Genomic DNA, 18,904 nt, shown 5'->3' with positions numbered 1-18,904 from the left:
GGGGGGGGGGCTGCTTTACTATTGTGACACAGTCTGGAAAGCGGGAATCCAGTTCCTTATTAACGGCGCTGACTACATAGGCAATAAAACAGCCATACACGGCTTTTCTCAAAGACAGGGTCTATGGCCCGTCATAAAAACACACAGGGGTAACCACCCCAAAGGAGGACACAACATGGCACTAACACTTTCGACAGGATTAAGAAACAAGCTGCTGGGAATCAATACGAATCTCGTAACAAACGGGGACTTAGGCACAGATTTCAGTGGTTGGACGCAGCTTACCGGCACGACACAGCGGGTAGCCGCCACTGGGGCGACCTCGGCGGCTGGCTATGCCTCATGCGTAAACGCGGGAGCGGCATCGGCAAAGTTCTCCAATGCCACGGCCATCCCCGTGCGGTCGAATCGGCTCTACAAGCTCTCATACTATTACCAGAAGCCCACATCAAGCGGTGTGGCCGGCATGGTTTCAGCAGGGGCAACGTCAGGCGGCAGCGAAGTCATCTCCGTCATTCACAATGACACGGCCGGGTCGTGGGTAAAGAAGGAGTACACGTTCAGGACAGGCGCTTCTCAAACTGCCCTCTATCTGACTTTTCAGACGAATACTACGGTTGCCTCCGACCAGTGCTGGTTTGACGAGATAAGACTTGTGGATGCGGCCTGCAGTTTGCAGGAGATATTTTATAAGGGGTTTATACAGATATACTCCGGTGCGCAGCCTGCGCTTCCAGATAGCGTTCCATCGGGCACGCTGCTTTGCACGATATACTCGGACGGTACCTCGGCGGGCCTGAGCTTTGATGACGCGGCTTCCGGTGTGCTGTCAAAGGCGGCGGCTGAGACGTGGAGCGGCACGGCGGTTGCCACAGCAACGGCGGGATGGTTCAGGCTGATGGCCACAGGAGACGACGGCGCGTCCTCCACCACTGAGGAAAGAATAGACGGGGCAGTGGCCACAAGCGGCTCACAGCTTAACATGTCCTCAACATCAATAACCAGCGGCGCCGTGCAGACAATCTCCACATTCACAATAACAATGCCGTCACAGTAATAAGCCGCAGATTAGGGGATAATCCCCCGTCTTGTCGTACGGGGGGGGTAACCCCCCCTTATTACTTAGCAAAGGAGAGAGAAAATGTCAGACCAATTCGGCGCAACGACACAGCAGGACTTATATACCGGGGGGGATGGGGCGAAGTCCTACGGCTGGAATTTACTAAACTCCGCCCATGCCACCGGCGCGGACGTTAATATTACCAATCCGGGATATTTGAGCATTTACCCGACGGGCGCATCATATCCGACTGGCGCGACATTTACCGTTCCCTTTGTGTATAAGAATCTGTCAGGCGACTTCGACGTAAATATTGGCACTAACGCCACAAATTATCCCTTTGGCTTTATAGTCAGAGACCCTGACGCCAGTTCGGGAGAGGATTGGCTTGGATTGAGTAATATCCCCGGCGATATGGCGTACTCAAAAAATACGACAAACAGCAGCACTACCCAGTATGGCGCAAACTCCCTTTTCAAATATTTCAGGATAACCAGAAGCGGTGCCGTTTTCACAACGTATTTAAGCACGGACGGCAGCTCATGGTCACAACACGAGCAATTTACGCGTAATGACTTTGCCAGCTCTGTACAGGTTGGGATGTACGCCTACGGGGCAACGGCGGTGGATTACTTTGATGAGGCCACGCCGTCAGTTACGGCCTCTGCGGCCATAACCCTGCCGGTTATAACTATAAGTGCCTCAATTGTCTCAGTCAGCACTGTCGGCGCGACAATGACGCTGCCACATCTTACGGGTGCCGGGGCATGTTCTCAGACGGGGAATTTCTGTAATAATCAGCTTCCGGTATTTACATTAGATGGGGAATTTGCGGCACAGGTCGACGCCGCGTTCGATGTGCCAGTAATTACGATAGATGGCAGTGCCAGCGGCAGCATTACCTCGTTTGGGCGGCTTTCCGTGTTATCGCCGCGTATAAATGGCGGCATGGTATCTGGCGCCGGAGGCTATGGAAAGGCAAGGCTTCCAATATTTACTATTAAGTCGCAGATGGCGGCAACGAGTGCGCTTGCTCTGCCATGTTTTGAAACTGATACTGAATATTTGACCGGCAGAATAGCCGGCACTCGGGTGCTGAGGATGCCGCGGTTCAAGATAGACACGCTTGTCTATAATCCTCCGATAATCAACGTCAGCGCGAACTCTCCGGTTCTTAAGCTCTCTGCCGGGATGCTCACGGGGGGCGGATGTCAGTGCGATGTGCGGGTGCCTGCTGTGAAGATGCCGTCTCTGCCGTTTGTCAATGCTTACGCCGGGGGAGTTTCGGCGATGGCGGAGGCAACTCCGGCTGTTGTTGTGTCTATGTCGGGACATGGGCAGTATAAGGGGAATGGGGCGGTTGCGATTCCTCTGTTTGCCCTTGAGTCCATTGGCGTTGGGACTATGATGAGCCTCGTGCAGGGTAACGACAGCCGCGTCATAGTGTTAAACATAAACACGGGGGCGCTGACTGAGTACACGGCGTATGATTTCAACGGTTTTTGCCAATGGGGTGAGGACTACTTCGCCGGTGGAGACGGCGGGCTATATATACTTGGGGGGGACACAGACGACGGAGTGCCGATAAGCTGCTCAATAAGGACATCGAAGACAGAGCTGAAAAATGCTAAAGGTAAGGACGAATCCTCAATTAAACGTGTACCGGAGGTTTACACGGTAGCGAGAACCCCGTCGCCGTTTGTATTTAAGGCCATAACGGACGATGGCGCTGAAAACGTCTACCTATCAGAGGTTACAGACCCGTCAATATCAGACCGCACTGCCCCCCGTCGAATAAAACTGGGCAAGGGCATGAGAGGCAGATACTGGCAATTCGCCATAGAAAACACGGGAGGCACCGCGCTGGAGATAGAGTCGTTCGAGCCGGAGGTAGCGGCGATAGGCCGCAGGGTGTAGAAAAGCATGACTAACTAAACGCACACATCACAATAACTGCAAAGACTACGGCTATAAGCCGATATATAACCTGAGGAGGTTGGACAATGGATAAAAAAGTATGTTATTTGAAGGACGAGAAGACTGGTAAGTTTATGGGAAGTAAGCCTGGTTGCGTAAATAAGACAGGAAATAGTAATATGAAGGATAAAAACAAGAAACAACCAGATGGCAATAAAAAGGAGAATAACAAGGGAAAAACGGATGCTAAACCTAAAGGACCAACATATACAATAGATAAATATAAGGTGCTACCGGATGAATTTTTCGATAAGTTAAAGAAAAGGAGATTTGATTTAAAGAAACATTATGATGAGTTAAAGAAGAGGAAGTATGATAATACAACCAAAATGCATCCAGATCAACCTCTTGAACCTGTTATTGGTGGGAAAGGTTAACGTATTAATAAATTATTGTATGTTGAGACTATAGTTTTTGTATACTATCTTTTCAGCATACAATGAAAACACGGAATTAGCAAAATATATGATATATTCATATTTAAATATTAAATGGATACCATAATAAAATATCTACGATTACTACTATTAATAACGTTGTCGGCCTATACGGGAGCCGATATAGGATTTTTCGCCGCTCATAAGCTCCCTGTTGTTGATGATTTCTTTTACAGCAGGCAATTTCCCATAAGAGGCAGCAATGTTGACAACATTATAATAGTGGGCATTGACAACAATACGATGGAGAGATTTGGGATACTGCGGTATAAACGCTCCGTGTATGCCGAAGTGCTTGCAAAAATTCTCGAAGGAGGCCCAAAAGCAATAGCTGTGGATATATTTTTTGACGGTGTAAGAGATATTAAAGACGACCTGCGGCTTATAAAGACACTAAACTCTGCTAACGGCAATATAGTTTTGGCCATTTATGTTAATGAAGCCGAAAAATTTCTATTAAATCATGACAACATAACTTCAAAAGAATATTTTAATGGAAACGAATTAATTTCACTTGGCAGTGTATATGGAGTTGTAAAGAAATCGTCTTATGGAGGCATTACTAAACTTTTATTAACCCCGCAATTCGATAAAGAAGGGAGGGAATATTATCCTCTTCCAATAGTCGCCCTGACTAAATATTTGAATGCCGACTTTGACGCATACCCCTATGGATATGAAGACAATGCAACTATCGGCGGCATATCAATTCCAACATTTACGGATAAATATTTAGACCGGTATATGTATATAAATTACACCGGCGGCCCTGAGGCGTTTAATCTGGTGGCGTTTGAAAAAGTGCCGCAAATGAATCCAGAGGTTTTTAAAGATAAAATTGTGCTGATAGGGACTGTTGGGGATTCGATGAGTGATAATCACCAAACCCCGATATCCAAAACTACACCGGGCATAGTAATTCACGCAAATATCATTCATACGATAATAAATAAGCGGTTCATCTCACCGATGGGACGGGATTACCAGTGGTTGTTCGTGTTTATTGTAATGATAGCCGCGTTTATATTATTTTATTACGCAAAGAATAAAATCTCTATACCCACGGCCTTAGTAATCTTAGTAATAGTAAAATTGACGATAGATTTGATGTTTACCCATTACGGGATATATGTGCAGTTTTTTCCATTTATAGTAAGTACGTGGTTTGTAAGCACTTGTGCGATTATATTCAGGAAGAGTAATAATTGTTAGGCTGGTTATTGGCATGGACAAACACCGGCGTCGCTCTTTAGATTACTCATCAGCAAATCCTCGGTAACTGCTCGTACAATGGCATATCCATGATGCGCGTTCCTCCAATCGTTGTCTCAATAGTTACCAATCCCGGTCGGCCTGAGACAACCTCTCCTATTATTACTGAATTTGTCCCGTAGGGGTGGCGCTTCATTGTGGAGATTAACACCTCCGCGTCGGCCTTATCCACAATTGCCGTTAAGATTCCCTCGTTGGCTATATACATCGGGTCAAGGCCTAATAGTTCACATGCGCCCCTGACCTGAGATCCCACGGGAATTGAAGTCTCTTTAATTCTTATGCTCTTTCCCGATGCCGTTGCCGCCTCCTTCAGTGTTGCCGCAATGCCCCCCCGTGTGCAATCCCGCATGAAGTGTACGGCAGAGTTTTTTATCATCAACTGCGCCAGGCCGTTTAATGGTCGGCAGTCGCTTAGCAGTGGCTCTGTAAATGTCAGCCCGTTACGCGAGGCCATTATACATGTGCCGTGGGCTCCTATCTCACCATTTACCAATACGGCGTCTCCCTCCCTTATCAATAGCAGCGAGATGTTTACACCATCTTCTAAGAAGCCCACCCCCGCCGTGTTTATAAACACCCCGTCGCCCTTTCCCTTGTTCACCACCTTGGTATCTCCGGTTACGACCCTTACGCCCGCCTCCTCTGCCGCCCGCGCCATTGATTCCACTATCAGCAGCAGCTCCGAAACAGGAAATCCCTCCTCAATTATAAACCCCGCCGTCAGATATAGCGGCACCGCCCCGCTTACAGCAATATCGTTTACCGTGCCGTTTATCGCGAGTGTCCCGATGTTGCCGCCTGGAAAAAACAAGGGCGACACGACAAAGGAATCCGTCGTCAGGGCAAGCCTCTTACGGGGGAAATCTAAGATAGCCGAGTCATTAAGCTCTCCCATACTGAATATCTTTGTAATATGGTCAATAAGCTCGCGCATCAGCCTTCCACCACCGCCGTGTGCCATTAAAATTCTATCCATTGTCTATCGCTCCATATTTAAAGTACGCGCTGCAACTGCCCTCCGAACTTACCATACATGCCCCCACAGGATTTTCGGGCGTGCACGCCTTCTTAAATAAGGCACATTCGGGCGGCGTCTTTATCCCCCTCAGTACGTCGGCACACTGGCAGGCGGTTATCTCCGAATAATCCTCAACCACAGCGGGCAGCCTCCCTCTCGCGTCATAATACGAAAACTCTGGATTCAGACTGAGGCCGCTCATGGGAATTACTCCAAGGCCGCGCCACTCTATGTCCACAGTCGTAAATACCTCCTCTATCAGGGAGACTGCCCTGGGATTGCCCTCCGGCCTTACGGCCTTCTTATACTCTATCTCTATCTCCGCCCGGTCTTGTGCTATCTGTAACAGGAGCATATAAATACCCATCAGTATTTCCATCCCTTCAAAGCCGGTTATTACGCCCGGCCTTCTGAACTCAGCGGCGATAAACTCATACGGCCTCTTGCCGATTATCGTACTGACGTGACCGGGCAGGATAAAGCCATCAATCGCCGCAGCCGGTAAATTCAGGAGCGCCCTCAAAGCCGGAGGGACTAATTTATGTGCGCTGTATATGCTAAAATTCCTTATCCCGCGGTTATGAGCCTCTTTCAGAGTTGCGGCAATCAGCGGGGAGGTTGTCTCAAAACCGGTTGCAAAAAACACTACATCCAATGCCCTGTTATTTGCCGCGAACTCAAGGGCGTCCAGTGGGCTATATACGGTATCTACCGCCGCGCCCCTGCCCCTTGCCTTATATAGCGAATCGCGATTCCTACCCGGCACGTGCATCATATCTCCAAAGGTCATGATGACCGTTTTCTCCATTAAAGACAGTCGTATGGCCGCGTCTATGTCCCTAAGCGGCGTTACACAAACCGGGCAGCCCGGCCCGCTTATCAGGCTAACTTCCCCTGGAAGCATACCCTTTATCCCATGCCGGAATATACTCACGGTATGCGTACCGCAGACCTCCATTAACTTGACCGGCCTGCCTATGTCCGCACACAGCCGCGCTATCTCCGCGATTATATCCCCTGCGTTCACCTTTATCTTTCCTTTGCCATAAACCGTGCCGCGTAGGCCTGTCCCAAAGATATTCCCCCATCGTTACACGGCACTTTTTCGTTCGTATAGACGTTTAATCCCAATGCCTTTAGTCTTCGTATGGTGTTATCAAGCAGATATGCGTTTTGAAAGACCCCGCCGCTTAATATGACGTCTCTTAATCCCGCGCTATTACTTATTCTCATGGCCAAATCAATGATAGCGTTAATTACCGTATTATGAAAACAGGCTGCAACCCATCCTCTGCCTATGCCTTCAACCACATCTGACACGACGGCCTCAATGGCCCCGGAGAAATCCACAATCCCGCCGTCTGATATGCGGTAAGGATATGAAGCGCTGACCTCTGGTGATATAATGGCCTCAAGTTCCATAGCGGCCTGTCCCTCGTACGTGTTTATATCGACGATGGCAAGGATGGAAGATACGGCGTCAAATAACCTGCCCGCGCCGCTGCTAAGTGGGGAGAACTCCCTGATGGGGATTATCTTTAGGATCGCATCTATGAATTCCCCGCCATGCCGCGCCGTATACCCGATTGCCTCAAGCACCTCAAGCGCCCCATCTCCAAAGGCGTCCGCAACATAGGCCACGGCCATGCGCCGGGGTTCCTTCGCGGCCCTATCACCCCCCGGCAGGGGCATATACCTGAAATGCCCCGCGCGCTTAAAGCCATAAGGGTTGGCAATCAGAAACTCCCCGCCCCATATGTTGCCGTCAGCCCCATAACCTGTGCCGTCAAGCACCACCGCAACCGCGTCTGCGGTTAATTGATGTTCGGCCATGACTGAAAGCGCGTGGGCGTGGTGGTGTTGGATTAGTATAGGCCGTCCAGCGCCACCCTCTTTGGCCATCGCATGGGTTATATATCCGGGGTGTGCGTCGCAGGCGGCTATGGCTGGGTTGATACCAAAAATCTCCGACATATTTTTTAGATTTCGATTGAAAAACTCCATAGTACCGGGATTTTCCATATCGCCGTGATAGGGGCTTAGCAGCGCGTGATTTCCCTTTAGTACGGTAAAGGTATTTTTCAAATCACCACCATATGCCACCACATCCGGGCCGTCTCCATCAATAAGCAACGCCTCGGCAACATACCCGCGCGACCTCCTTATGAACATCGGCGTGCCGTCTTGTCTCACCCTGACGACTGAATCGTCGCTGCCCATATAAATATCCCTGTTGTGAAGTAAAAATACGTCGGCTACGCCCGAAAGTTTACTGACGGCCTCGTCGTTATCTGTAATGACAGGGTCACCGGGGTGGTTGGCGCTTGTGACGACAAGAGACTTAAAATGGGGAACCTCTGCTGATTTACAACTGCCTGACAGGTGGTAAAACAGGAGATAGTGCAGGGGTGTATACGGCAGCATCAGGCCGTGGTACCCCACGCCGCCGCTTACAAGCGTTGAGAGCAGAGAGGCTTTCTGTTTTAATAACACTATGGGGCGTCTTGGTGAGGTAAGCAGTGCCTCTTCTTTGTCTGATATGTGAGCGAATTCCCGACACGAATCAACAGTGGCCGCCATCATAGCAAAGGGTTTCTTTTGTCGTTTCTTTCTTTTGCGCAGTGTCTCAACCGCATCGCCATTAAGGGCGTCGCAGATAAGATGAAACCCTCCGATTCCCTTAACGCCGACGATTGCACCCTGTTTGAGCAGCCGTATAACCGACTCTATCGGTGCCGCGGCGGCCACTGTGTAATGCCTGTTTGGCAGGTCAAGCTCAAGCGCCGGGCCGCATTTATCACACGCGATAGGCTCTGCGTGAAAGCGACGGTCTTCGGGATTGGCGTATTGTCCGCAGCAGTCCTCGCACATGGGAAACCCGGACATAGCCGTGTTTTTTCTATCGTATGGAACGGCCTTTATTATGGAGTATCTTGGGCCGCAGTTCGTACAGTTTATAAACGGGTAGAGGTATCGCCTGTTGTTGGGGTCTAACAGTTCATTAAGGCAATCGCCGCAGATTGATATATCGGGGGCGATTTGAGTAGAAGGCGCGGCGTTGCCGGGACTTTTTCTTATGGTGAAGTCCTCGTAGCCTTTTAATGGCAGAAATTCAATGTATGCCTCTTCAATAGAGCTAAGGGCAGGGGGACGCTTTAGTAACTGGTCAACAAAACCCCCGGCATCCTCACCCTCTACCTCTATGTCCACTCCGGTGGGCGTATTGGCCACATATCCCTTTAAGGCGCACCCCACGGCCATCTTAAACACATAGGGCCTGAAACCCACGCCCTGAACCGTGCCCCTTACGGTTATCTTAGCCCGCTTAACCAATCGCAAAACTCCCCAACGCCCTCTTGTGTCTTGCATGAGACTTCGAATATTTTAATCATGGGATTTAATGACAACGCGTCGGCCTTAAATTTCCCCATATCTGTGTTCATATAGGGCAGCAGGTCTGTCTTATTTAAAATTAGGGCGCTTGATTTCTGGAACATCAAGGGGTATTTACACGGCTTATCGTGGCCTTCTGTAATGCTTGAAACCATGATTTTCATGTCCTCGCCAAGTGAAAACTCGGCGGGGCAGACAAGATTTCCCACGTTTTCTATTATAAGCACATCTATTTTGGCAAGGGGAAGTGAGTCCAGGACAGCACCTATCATGTTTGCATCCAGATGGCAGGCCCCACCGGTGTTTATTTGCACGACGGGTACGTTATGAAGGGCTATCCTTCTGGCGTCGTCTGTGCCGGCAATATCCCCCTCAATAACCCCAATCCTAAGCCCAGATTTCAATCTGCCTATGACGCACTCTAAAAGAGATGTCTTACCGGCGCCCGGCGCGCCCATAAGGTTAATAGTGTATATACCGGCGGCCTTTAGTTTGCGGCTGTTAGTGTCGGCAATGCGGTCATTTGCGTCAAGTATCTTAGTCACCACTTTTATGTTCATAACACCTCACATTCATTTTACCTCAATTTCAATCATGTCCAACTCAAATCCACCTGTGACGGTTATCGCGGCGCTGCTACAATGTGGGCAATTAATAATAAATGAGCCATCATAATTGGCAAACTCCTTTGTACAATCTGAACATATCCCTGACACCGGCACGGTGTTTATGCACAGGGCAGCCCCCGCGGCAATAGTATCTTGTTTAATGACGTCAAAGGCAAACGACAGGGCATCTGGCATCACCCCCGAGGCGGCACCAATAGAGAGGATGATTTTTTCGATGGCTGTATGGCCGTTGTCCAGACAATTTTTTACCGCCAAATCAACAACGCTCCGGGCAATAGACAACTCATGCATCGGAGTCGTTTTGAAACGGCAGGGCACATTGTTCGATTTCCCGAAAAAGATTGATGATTTCATTACCAGTGCTGCTGTCCATTTTCTGAATGGCAAATCCTGCGTGAACAAGCACAAAATCACCAACCGCGGCAGCGTCCGGCAAAAGCAAAAGACTGACCGCCCGCCGCACACCTCCAGTATCAATAATTGCACGGGCACCATCTATTTCCACAACCTCAACCGGCACTGCTAAGCACATTGCACTCATTATACCACAGCCGCGCCCATTTGACAAATCAGCGGTATTTTCGCATAATACATCATGCGAAAAAGCAAATCCAAAACGCCAAAGGCTCCCAAGACTATTAAGAAGCCTGACCTCACCATAGAGGTAAAAAACTTCGGCCCAATCAGCAAGGGCACCGTTTCGCTCAAAAACCTGACCGTACTGATAGGCCCGAACAACTCAGGTAAATCATACATTGCCATGCTTGTTCACGCGCTTGCAGAATCGTATTATCAACGTTTTGAACCCAGTACCTCCACATTGAGTATTTTAAGAAGAATGTCTGCATCCGATGATTTGCAAATCATTGAAAAAAATCTGCCGGAACTCAAGAAATGGTTCAATAGTATCCCCCCGAGTATAATTGAGAAATTTGACATTCCAGAAGAAATATCACGCAAGATAATTGACGAAATATATAAGTATTATTATGAGCATCACCTCAAGGATAGAATAGAGGCAATATATGCGTGTCAGCAGACAGAACTGATAAGAATCAACGAAAACTCATTCAAAATAAAAATAACACATAATGGGAATGTCAGCGAGCTTTCTTTAAAACGTAATGGCAAGGCTATGAAGATAAATAATACATTGAATATTGATAATATTAATCTTGAAATAACATACCATCACACAAATGATGAATATATAAATAATTTATCATCAATGACTAAACATCAAATAGAAGAAAGTCGGCATTTTATGATTAAAGACACTATTGAATATTATAATAAGTTGATAGCTGAAAGATCAAAAATACCATACAGTTACTATCTTCCGGCAAGCAGGACTGGTATTTTACAGTGTTTCAGGACATTTTTAGTAAATATTGTAAATAATCTTTCATTTTCGAGTACTCGCAAGAATGAACCAGATAGTATGCAGGGTGTAGTTGTACAGTTTATCTCTGATATTTACCAAATGCCAGATAAAAAAGGGCCTCTATATGATATTGCATCTGAATTTGAACAGGACGTCATTATGGGTGAGATATTTATGAAGAGACTTCTGCCCGGCTCTATTCCTGAAATACTATATAGATTTAATGAAACGGTAATCCCTATTCACAGGACATCTTCTACGGTATCTGAACTTGCCCCCATAATTCTTTATCTAAAGTATTATATCGAACCCGGTGACATTATGATAATCGAAGAGCCGGAGGCACATCTTAATCCTCAAAATCAGAGGCTTATGGCAAAGCTCCTCGTGAGGTTGATACGAGCGGGCGTTTATGTAATTATCACTACGCATAGCGAATATTTATTTGAACAGCTAAACAATTGTCGTTTGTCTTCAAAAGTCCCCAAGGAAAAGCGAAAAGATTCTGACATAGAAGATTTCATATTACCTGACGAAATAGGGGCTTTTGTATTTCATCAAGACAAAAATAAGAGTGGTTATCATATAAGTAAAATAGATTACGATGAAGATGATGGCATATCGGATGAAGAATTCTTCAAGGTAACGGAATCTCTTTATGACGAGACAATGAAAATTAAAGATTTGATACCGGACTGAAGTATATGCATATAGGCAAGGAACCTGTTTCAGTTATTGATTGTATTAAGAAAAAATATTCAAACGCAATTATTAGTGGAACAAAATGCTACGATGATGGAAAATGTGTCTTGTATCTTGATAATTGTAAGAATAATATAATATTAAAAGGTGAAGATGTTCGTGACATCGAAGATGATTCAAAAAACCCTTCAATACAAGATAAGGTATGCGATTGTTTGATCATTATTACAAAGATGGTTAAAAAAGAAGATAAGATTACAGAGGAGCATATAATTACTCATCTTGTGCTCGTTGAGATTGACGATGGGGAAAATAAAAAATCATCACATGCAAGAGAACAACTAATAGGTGGCGCTGAATTAGCCAAAAAAATCATTCGTACAAGATGTAATTACATAGATGTAAATTACAACATTGAGTATATTTTTTTACATAAACATATGAGGAATCCTGAGTTCAAAGTATTTAAAAAGCGAAATGGCAAAATAAATAAAAAGGATATACAGATAGGAAAATGCGGCTATAAATATAAGTGTACCGACCCATTACCGCATTGACTGCGGTAAATAGCTGATTATGTTTCGGCGGAAAGACTAATCCGCCGGAGTTGCCATGGAAACGTGGTCTTGCACGTCTGCAAAGTCACAAGTTCGGGGTTGCGTCCCTGTTATCCCCTCACTCGCCTCTATAGGAATTTGCGAACTGTGCCGCTTATTTTGCATATTTGCCATTCACTGTGTTAAGATTCCCTCAAACGCTGCCGACTAAAAATATAGATGAAACCACAGACTGCCGTTATAATTTGCAACTGGAACAAGAAGGACTATCTGCTGCCGTGTATTGGCTCGGTATTAGACCAGACATACAGGGATTTCGATGTCTATGTCGTGGATAACGCCTCTGATGACGGCTCTGCCCACGCGGTGACAACGCAATTCGGCGGCAGGATTAATCTTATCGAAAATGAGACGAACAAGGGCGGCTCCGGCGGTTTTAATACGGGGATTGCCGCTGCCCTCAACTCCGGCAAATGTTATGAATTTCTGTATCTCCTTGATAACGATACAAGGGCTGAGGCAGACGCCCTCGCCACCCTCGTGGAGTTTATGCTTACGCGGCCTGAGGCCGGTATCGCCGGCTCCAAGCTCTATTATATGGACGGCCAACCCGGTACTGTCCAGGAATTCGGCGCATGGCTTGACTGGGAGCGGGCATTTATTAAGCCCAACAAAAAAAACTATTCGGAGGTATCTCACGGCGAAATAACCAAAGACATAGAGGTTGACTATGTCCCCGCGTGTTCACTTATCGCACGAACAGACGCGGTCAAAGAGGTCGGCCTCCTTGACGAAAGCTATTTTCTCTACTGGGACGATATGGACTGGGCGTGGCGAATGAAATTAAAGGGTTATAAAATCTTTGGGGCGGCCAAATCAAAGGTCTTTCACGCGATGGGTATATCAAGCAAAAAGGATCTCCTCACCACGTACTATTTCTGGAAAAACAGGGTGAGATTTTTTAAAAAATACGGGACCGCAACGACGATGGATATACTGCTCGGCGATGTCTTTACAGCCATTTATACGTGCGAGGCGTTTGAAAAGACGAATACTAAAGAGATAATCTATCGCGCGGCCATAGACGGCTTGAAGGATATTGGCGGGCGGGCCGATTTCAAAAATGCTGAGCCATCTCTCACACTGGATATACGTAAAAAATTCGTCAGTATGAATAATGCCAGAGTAATCAATGTAGGCCATGTGATCTTAGACGCCGCAGAGGCAGACGCCGCAATCTACGCCGACCCCTATGGAAACACTATGGCGGCTGCTGAGGCGTGGAAACTTAAACTGGCTTACCACGCCGCAAAAGCTAAATTCATTGAAAATCTGAGGAGACAAGACCTTGTTCGATAATAAAACACCACTTGTCAGCGCGGTAATAGTCTCATATAACCGAAAAGAGGATATCAGGGAAACGCTCTCAATGCTCTGCCAGCAGCGTTATAAAAACATTGAGATAATCGTCGTTGATAACGCCTCCACCGACGGCACCGCGGCAATGATTATTGGGTTAGGACTGCCGATGTTGCGGCTCATTCAGATGGAGGAAAATGCGGGCGTAAAGGCCTATAACAGGGGGTTTGAGGCGGCCCGCGGGGAATATATCCTAATCCTTGACGACGATTCATTCCCTGCCCCTGATGCAATCGAAAAAATGATAGAGAAGTTTGACCGATACCCCACCGTCGGCATAGTCTCTTTTACCGTGAAAGACTACTCGACCTATTCAACCTACATCAGCAGTGCAACACAAACAAGTGGCGATGACCCTGTCTTTAACGACGACTATATAATGTCGTTTCACGGGGCTGGAGCAGGCGTACGGCGTGAGGTTATAGAGAAGGCGGGCGGGTATCCGGAGGAATTCTTCCTGTATTTTAATGAGACCGATATGGCCCTTCGCGTCTGCAACGCCGGTTTCAGGATAGAGGCCTTTGCCGACGTAATTTGTTTCCATAAGAGCGCACCGGCCAACAGGACATCACAGCGCGGGCCGTTTTACTATACAAGAAATATTTTCTGGACGATATGGAAAAACTACCCCGGCGTACTGATGTGGAAGGTTACGCTGTTAATGCTCTTTTATGTGTTTTATTATTCCTTTGAGCAGCACACGTTTTTATATATCAGGGCGCTCCTTGACGCGGTCATTAATGTCGGCAGGATTACGCGCGCCCCCATCAAAATGGAAATTGCAAAGAGGTTCAGGATACACTATAAAACCCCTTTTACGATGTACAGATGATGATGAGGAATATTCTTGTCATCAGGTGTACCAACCTCCAGCACCTCGACAAGGTTTTTAAGAGGCTGAGGGCCGAATTCCCAGACGCAAAGACCACCTTGCTGACACACCGCCACGGGGCGGCTCAGGCGGCTTCTTACACAGAGGCAGTCGTCGTCTATCCTTATACAAAAAACTATGGGTTTTTCAGGGGCATGAAATCGCTCAGCGAAATGAATTTCGACGCCGTGGTCATACCGGTTGGAAACGTAAGCGGCTCCGGATTTTTAAACGTCTTTCTGTTTACGCTGACTATCAAAGCGGCATTACGTTTTACGTGTAACTCGGCGCTTGAACTAAAACCCCTGCCTAAGAGGAAAATCATAGCCCTGCTGCTTAGAAACATCCTATACACCACGACATCGGCCATGCTGACGACTGTGGCCAGCTCCGTTTTGCTGGTCGGCTGGCCTGTGTTTGCCCTTTTGACTAAGGGCGATAAGAGACGTTGAGTCAAGTTGAAAATCTACGCGTACATTTATAGGAATATTTTGTTTATTTCGGCCATTGCGGTGGCCGCCGCCCTTAGGTTTTATCAAATAACTTATCAGGTAATCGCAGACGATGAATGGCATTCATTACATAAAATCTCTAGCTTAACAATGGCTGGTATCCTGTCAAATCCGGGGGAAACTACTGACAGCGTCCCATTGACGGTGTTCTATAAGTTCATGCTTGACCACGTGATACTATCAGAGTGGGTCATGCAGGGGCCGTCGCTGCTTTTCGGTATGCTTACGGTTATTGTGCTGCCGATTGCGGCACGAACAGTTATAGGACGCCCGGCAACCATTGTCTTTGCATGGCTTATCGCAATTTCACCCCTGCTGATCTTTTACAGCAGGCTTGCAAGGCCATATGCGTTTATCCCTGTTCTTGCCCTTGGAGGGGTTATGGCCTTTCTCAAATGGAGAGGCGGCAACGGTAAGAAATGGGCAGTGATTTACGTCATATGCGCCGTAGCAGCCCCATACCTGCATCTTACCGCCCTTCCCTTTCTCATCGCCCCGCTTGTTGTACTGCCGCTTGAGAAATTATGGCTTCGATATAAGGTAAATCAATCAGCGAAGGCACCAAAAATAGAGACAGTAATTGTCTATACAGTAGTGTCCGCCCTGTTGTCTCTATTAGTATATTTCGTCCTCAGCGACAGAAGCGGCTCATTCTCTGCCAAAATCGCTAAAGACCGGCCCACCATTGAGACCTTCCTTGAGTCGCTTAAACTTTTTTATGGCACCAGTTGTTCATGGATTGTGGCGGTACTGTTTGCGGCAGGTGTAATTGGGGTGTGGCAAATAATCAGGACACGGCCGCGTTTTGCGTTATATGTCTTTACGGCGTGTCTGTTTCAGACGGTTTTTATTGTACTGTCTGCCCCTTACGCAAGCGTCATTCCCGCCGTTTTTGCCCGTTATACATTGTCCAAACTCCCTGTCATGCTCCTGCTGTCTGCCGTCGGCCTTGTCTGCATGAGAAATATTCTGCCACGTTTGCCTCATCTCATAAGCGTAATTGTTGTCCTGTTCCTTATTATTTTCAGTCCATTAAAAAAGATATATTACCGGCCTAATAGTTTTACTAATCACCTCCTGTTTCAACATGACTATAATCCAGACAACAAATACTCAAGGAAACTCTGCCCAAAATCAATGCCACAATTTTATTACGATTTACAAAAGATAGACAGAGACAGCATCACCATAGTCGAGTCCCCGTGGTATTATTCATATCAAAGTAACGTCATTTACGTCTATTACCAGCAACTTCACAGGCAGCGCGTAGTAATAGGATTCGTTGGAACTGACTTATTACACTTTGGAGAATTTCCATTTAATAAGCGTGCACGATTTAGAAATTTTGTTCATCTCTCTGATTATCAGGATTTAAAAAGACGAAAGGTGAAGTATGTCGTGTTTCATAAGAATCTTATAAATGAGGTAACCAGTACATATTCAAACGCGGAGGCGGTGGATATGGCACACTGGATAAAATATTATAAGTTGATATTTGGAGACCCCGTCTATACAGACGACAACATCGTCGTTTTTGATGTACAGCATAAGGATTAACGACGAAGGGGAGGTAACCTCCCCTTCACCCCGTATTTTTGCCGAAGGTTATCTATTGAGTTTTGGCTGCCGCCCGTTGGCGGCTTCCAGTACTCTTGACATACAAACATGTCTGTGAATATAATCACCTATGCTGCAGGGCATTTCTTCACATCCTGAAAACGGTGGCTCCGCCGTAATGAAAATAATATTGTTCTGGCTGCCACACGCCGCCGTCATAGCCGCCGTATTGTCCTACTCGCTGATGTATTTTTTTCAGATAAACAATAGCATCATAGGCTCAGGCAAGTGGGCAGTGACCGCAAGGGTATTGCTGCTGACCTCGGCAATTGTCATGGCCTCTTATGTTATATTTGGGATTATATCAAAAAAGTATAGGTTTATAATTTTTGCAAATTCTGTATTCATACTGTTATTTTATGCCGCGTGCCTCTTCATTGCAGAGTACGCAATTCCATTTAAGCCCCAACCCCCGTTTGAATATGCTCGTGAGGTGTACACTAAAGATGAGATAACCCTTCAGCGCCTCATGGGGCGGCGACTGACCATAAAAGATACGCATTTTCGCGGGGCAGTTCATCGTGAGACGTTTAATTCACTGGGTTGGCCGGACAAAGAACATCGGCCAGAAGATGTTGGCAAGCGTCAGATTGTCTTTATCGGAGACTCTTTCCTGCAGGTGCGTTCAACCCACAATGCCGCATGGCTTGTAGAGGAAAGGCTGAAGCCCGTAAATAAGGACATTGAGGTCATAAATCTCTCACAAGACGATACAGACCCGGTGGACTATCGTTTCAGATTCTTCGGGTTTGCCTTTGACTATAAGCCAGCTCACATAGTAATTTTTATCTGTCTCGCTAACGACCTTGATATTAACTATGAATACACTCCATACAAACACGCGCCATTTTATGTCTCAGACCATGCGATATTATACATGGCGGGCAGGACAGACAGGAGGGTTGTGCGCGAGTTGATTCGCCTGAAAAACGACAATCGCCTATTTTCAAATAAAGGAGAGCTGCTAAACGCCTTAAGGCCACTTAATCTGCCGCTAAATGAGCTGAATTTCATATATCTTGCCGTAGCCGCGCACAGCAATAAATCACACGGCAAGCCATTTCCGCTTGAGGAACACTTCCCAAAACTGTTGGCCGCGTTGTGCCAACTCTGGCAGGACAGGTTTATCGGCGCGGTGCCATCTCTCAAGGCCAGAGGCGCGGCAAAGGAAGATTACCGGAGATACACGGCAGGCTATTCACTGCCCAAAGAAAAACGGCTCCGATATATCGCAGGGATAATTGCGGAGAATAATAAAAAAGACATTCCAGAAGAGATTGTCAATAAACTAAGCCACTTAGGAGGAGGATTTCTTGAGGAATTTCTTCAAGAGCCTGACATGACGTATCTGTCATTTCCAGCCATTGAGAAATATGTTTACAATATACCGGACCACTTTGAGAAGCCCTCAGCGCAGGGCGTCACACAGGCAATAGACAACTATATATTATTATTTAAGGAGCTGCAGGCCGAGGCTGAAAGAAGAAATGTCGGCCTTACGTTTGTACTAATCCCTGAGGCCTCGTCCCTTGACGAAGAGTATTATCATTTCTGGTTGCCGATGATAGATTTTCGCGAAAAACTAAGCACCATCCACGCGCTGGCACAGGAGCTGTCGGCACGGCTTCCCGCGATTGCACACACTATTGACCTCAACAATTATAAGGATGAGTTTAACATGGGCTATTGGCACCTTGATGGGCATTGGAACGACAAAGGCAACAACGCAGCCGCCGCCATAGTCTCCTCATACCTGAAAACCGCAGTGCGATAACGGCCTGGCACGACTGCGGCGTCATGCCAAGTTGCAGATAAAATGAGTAATTTTCCCAAAACTGGACAAAAGAAACCGTTTTGTCTATTATAGCAGAGACCCCGGATAAGCTACCTCAAAATTCTGGAAGAATCGGTAACCTGTATAGTGAGTAGAAATTAATATTTACAAAGAAATGATTTTTAGGTTTTCCACTCTCTTAAAATGTCTTATATTATTAGTCAATATAACGTAAGCGTCTAAATAACTACACCCGTTGATTTCCCTGCGAGGGCATCC

17 protein-coding genes are annotated in these 18,904 nt (G+C 46.7%); 11 read left to right on the top strand and 6 right to left on the bottom strand.

All coding sequences use genetic code 11. From position 1 onward, the window contains the following. Positions 1-175: 175 nt before the first annotated feature. The 4 genes from AB7D94_RS10270 (at position 176) to AB7D94_RS10255 (ending at position 4,686) form a co-directional block, all read left to right on the top strand. Positions 176-1,057, top strand: a complete 882-nt coding sequence (locus AB7D94_RS10270; protein ID WP_420265756.1) for a hypothetical protein — start codon at positions 176-178, stop codon at positions 1,055-1,057. Between the two features lie 84 nt (positions 1,058-1,141). Then, a complete protein-coding gene (locus tag AB7D94_RS10265) occupies positions 1,142-2,977 on the top strand; it encodes a DUF1349 domain-containing protein (RefSeq protein WP_420265754.1) in 1,836 nt (611 codons plus the stop codon). An 86-nt stretch (positions 2,978-3,063) separates the two neighbouring features. After that, the gene (locus tag AB7D94_RS10260) at positions 3,064-3,414 is read left to right on the top strand and encodes a hypothetical protein (protein ID WP_420265752.1); all 351 of its coding nucleotides are present in this window, start codon (positions 3,064-3,066) and stop codon (positions 3,412-3,414) included. A 114-nt stretch (positions 3,415-3,528) separates the two neighbouring features. Continuing rightward, positions 3,529-4,686 carry a CHASE2 domain-containing protein gene (locus tag AB7D94_RS10255; protein ID WP_420265751.1) on the top strand — a complete coding sequence of 386 codons (1,158 nt, stop codon included), beginning with the start codon at positions 3,529-3,531 and terminating at the stop codon, positions 4,684-4,686. A gap of 49 nt (positions 4,687-4,735) precedes the next feature. Here the strand turns inward: AB7D94_RS10255 and hypE are convergent, their stop codons facing one another. From hypE to AB7D94_RS10225, 6 genes are read right to left on the bottom strand one after another with little or no spacing between them, the layout of a single operon-like run. Beyond that, on the bottom strand, positions 4,736-5,725 hold the full coding sequence (gene hypE / locus AB7D94_RS10250) for a hydrogenase expression/formation protein HypE (RefSeq protein WP_420265749.1): 990 nt from the start codon (positions 5,723-5,725) through the stop codon (positions 4,736-4,738). Then, a complete protein-coding gene (hypD, locus tag AB7D94_RS10245; protein ID WP_420265747.1) occupies positions 5,718-6,794 on the bottom strand; it encodes a hydrogenase formation protein HypD in 1,077 nt (358 codons plus the stop codon). Before hypD ends, hypE begins: the two co-directional genes overlap by 8 nt. A gap of 2 nt (positions 6,795-6,796) precedes the next feature. Then, positions 6,797-9,106, bottom strand: a complete 2,310-nt coding sequence (hypF, locus tag AB7D94_RS10240; protein WP_420265746.1) for a carbamoyltransferase HypF — start codon at positions 9,104-9,106, stop codon at positions 6,797-6,799. Continuing rightward, complete coding sequence (gene hypB, locus AB7D94_RS10235) at positions 9,079-9,720, bottom strand: hydrogenase nickel incorporation protein HypB (RefSeq protein ID WP_420265745.1); 642 nt, start codon at positions 9,718-9,720, stop codon at positions 9,079-9,081. The genes hypF and hypB overlap by 28 nt, the downstream gene beginning before the upstream one ends. Positions 9,721-9,732: 12 nt before the next feature. Then, positions 9,733-10,044, bottom strand: coding sequence for a hydrogenase maturation nickel metallochaperone HypA (locus AB7D94_RS10230; protein ID WP_420265744.1), 312 nt, complete (start codon positions 10,042-10,044; stop codon positions 9,733-9,735). A 28-nt stretch (positions 10,045-10,072) separates the two neighbouring features. Then, positions 10,073-10,330, bottom strand: a complete 258-nt coding sequence (locus AB7D94_RS10225) for a HypC/HybG/HupF family hydrogenase formation chaperone (protein ID WP_420265743.1) — start codon at positions 10,328-10,330, stop codon at positions 10,073-10,075. Between the two features lie 54 nt (positions 10,331-10,384). On the opposite strand from AB7D94_RS10225, the gene AB7D94_RS10220 reads away from it, so the two are divergent. From AB7D94_RS10220 to AB7D94_RS10190, 7 genes are all read left to right on the top strand, one after another. Further along, the gene (locus AB7D94_RS10220) at positions 10,385-11,872 is read left to right on the top strand and encodes an AAA family ATPase (protein ID WP_420265742.1); all 1,488 of its coding nucleotides are present in this window, start codon (positions 10,385-10,387) and stop codon (positions 11,870-11,872) included. Between the two features lie 5 nt (positions 11,873-11,877). Then, positions 11,878-12,432, top strand: a complete 555-nt coding sequence (locus AB7D94_RS10215; RefSeq protein WP_420265741.1) for a hypothetical protein — start codon at positions 11,878-11,880, stop codon at positions 12,430-12,432. Positions 12,433-12,651: 219 nt separating this feature from the next. After that, positions 12,652-13,791, top strand: coding sequence for a glycosyltransferase family 2 protein (locus AB7D94_RS10210; protein ID WP_420265739.1), 1,140 nt, complete (start codon positions 12,652-12,654; stop codon positions 13,789-13,791). Next, complete coding sequence (locus AB7D94_RS10205; protein ID WP_420265738.1) at positions 13,781-14,683, top strand: glycosyltransferase family 2 protein; 903 nt, start codon at positions 13,781-13,783, stop codon at positions 14,681-14,683. The genes AB7D94_RS10210 and AB7D94_RS10205 overlap by 11 nt, the downstream gene beginning before the upstream one ends. Beyond that, on the top strand, positions 14,680-15,174 hold the full coding sequence (locus AB7D94_RS10200; RefSeq protein WP_420265736.1) for a glycosyltransferase family 9 protein: 495 nt from the start codon (positions 14,680-14,682) through the stop codon (positions 15,172-15,174). The genes AB7D94_RS10205 and AB7D94_RS10200 overlap by 4 nt, the downstream gene beginning before the upstream one ends. 6 nt (positions 15,175-15,180) lie before the next feature. Next, positions 15,181-16,791 carry a hypothetical protein gene (locus AB7D94_RS10195; RefSeq protein ID WP_420265735.1) on the top strand — a complete coding sequence of 537 codons (1,611 nt, stop codon included), beginning with the start codon at positions 15,181-15,183 and terminating at the stop codon, positions 16,789-16,791. Between the two features lie 178 nt (positions 16,792-16,969). After that, positions 16,970-18,625, top strand: coding sequence for a hypothetical protein (locus tag AB7D94_RS10190; RefSeq protein WP_420265734.1), 1,656 nt, complete (start codon positions 16,970-16,972; stop codon positions 18,623-18,625). Positions 18,626-18,904: the final 279 nt, after the last annotated feature.

This window comes from Candidatus Magnetominusculus dajiuhuensis, from assembly GCF_046044395.1.
GTDB classification, from domain to species: Bacteria; Nitrospirota; Thermodesulfovibrionia; order Thermodesulfovibrionales; family Magnetobacteriaceae; genus Magnetominusculus; species Magnetominusculus dajiuhuensis.
This window is presented reverse-complemented; position numbering and strand designations above follow the sequence as displayed.

Coding starts and splice junctions, on each gene's coding strand:
- AB7D94_RS10270 (WP_420265756.1), top strand. CDS start 176: ATGGCACTAACACTTTCGACAGGATTAAGAAACAAGCTGCTGGGAATC.
- AB7D94_RS10265 (WP_420265754.1), top strand. CDS start 1,142: ATGTCAGACCAATTCGGCGCAACGACACAGCAGGACTTATATACCGGG.
- AB7D94_RS10260 (WP_420265752.1), top strand. CDS start 3,064: ATGGATAAAAAAGTATGTTATTTGAAGGACGAGAAGACTGGTAAGTTT.
- AB7D94_RS10255 (WP_420265751.1), top strand. CDS start 3,529: ATGGATACCATAATAAAATATCTACGATTACTACTATTAATAACGTTG.
- hypE (WP_420265749.1), bottom strand. CDS start 5,725: ATGGATAGAATTTTAATGGCACACGGCGGTGGTGGAAGGCTGATGCGC.
- hypB (WP_420265745.1), bottom strand. CDS start 9,720: ATGAACATAAAAGTGGTGACTAAGATACTTGACGCAAATGACCGCATT.
- AB7D94_RS10225 (WP_420265743.1), bottom strand. CDS start 10,330: ATGAGTGCAATGTGCTTAGCAGTGCCGGTTGAGGTTGTGGAAATAGAT.
- AB7D94_RS10220 (WP_420265742.1), top strand. CDS start 10,385: ATGCGAAAAAGCAAATCCAAAACGCCAAAGGCTCCCAAGACTATTAAG.
- AB7D94_RS10215 (WP_420265741.1), top strand. CDS start 11,878: ATGCATATAGGCAAGGAACCTGTTTCAGTTATTGATTGTATTAAGAAA.
- AB7D94_RS10210 (WP_420265739.1), top strand. CDS start 12,652: ATGAAACCACAGACTGCCGTTATAATTTGCAACTGGAACAAGAAGGAC.
- AB7D94_RS10200 (WP_420265736.1), top strand. CDS start 14,680: ATGATGATGAGGAATATTCTTGTCATCAGGTGTACCAACCTCCAGCAC.
- AB7D94_RS10190 (WP_420265734.1), top strand. CDS start 16,970: ATGAAAATAATATTGTTCTGGCTGCCACACGCCGCCGTCATAGCCGCC.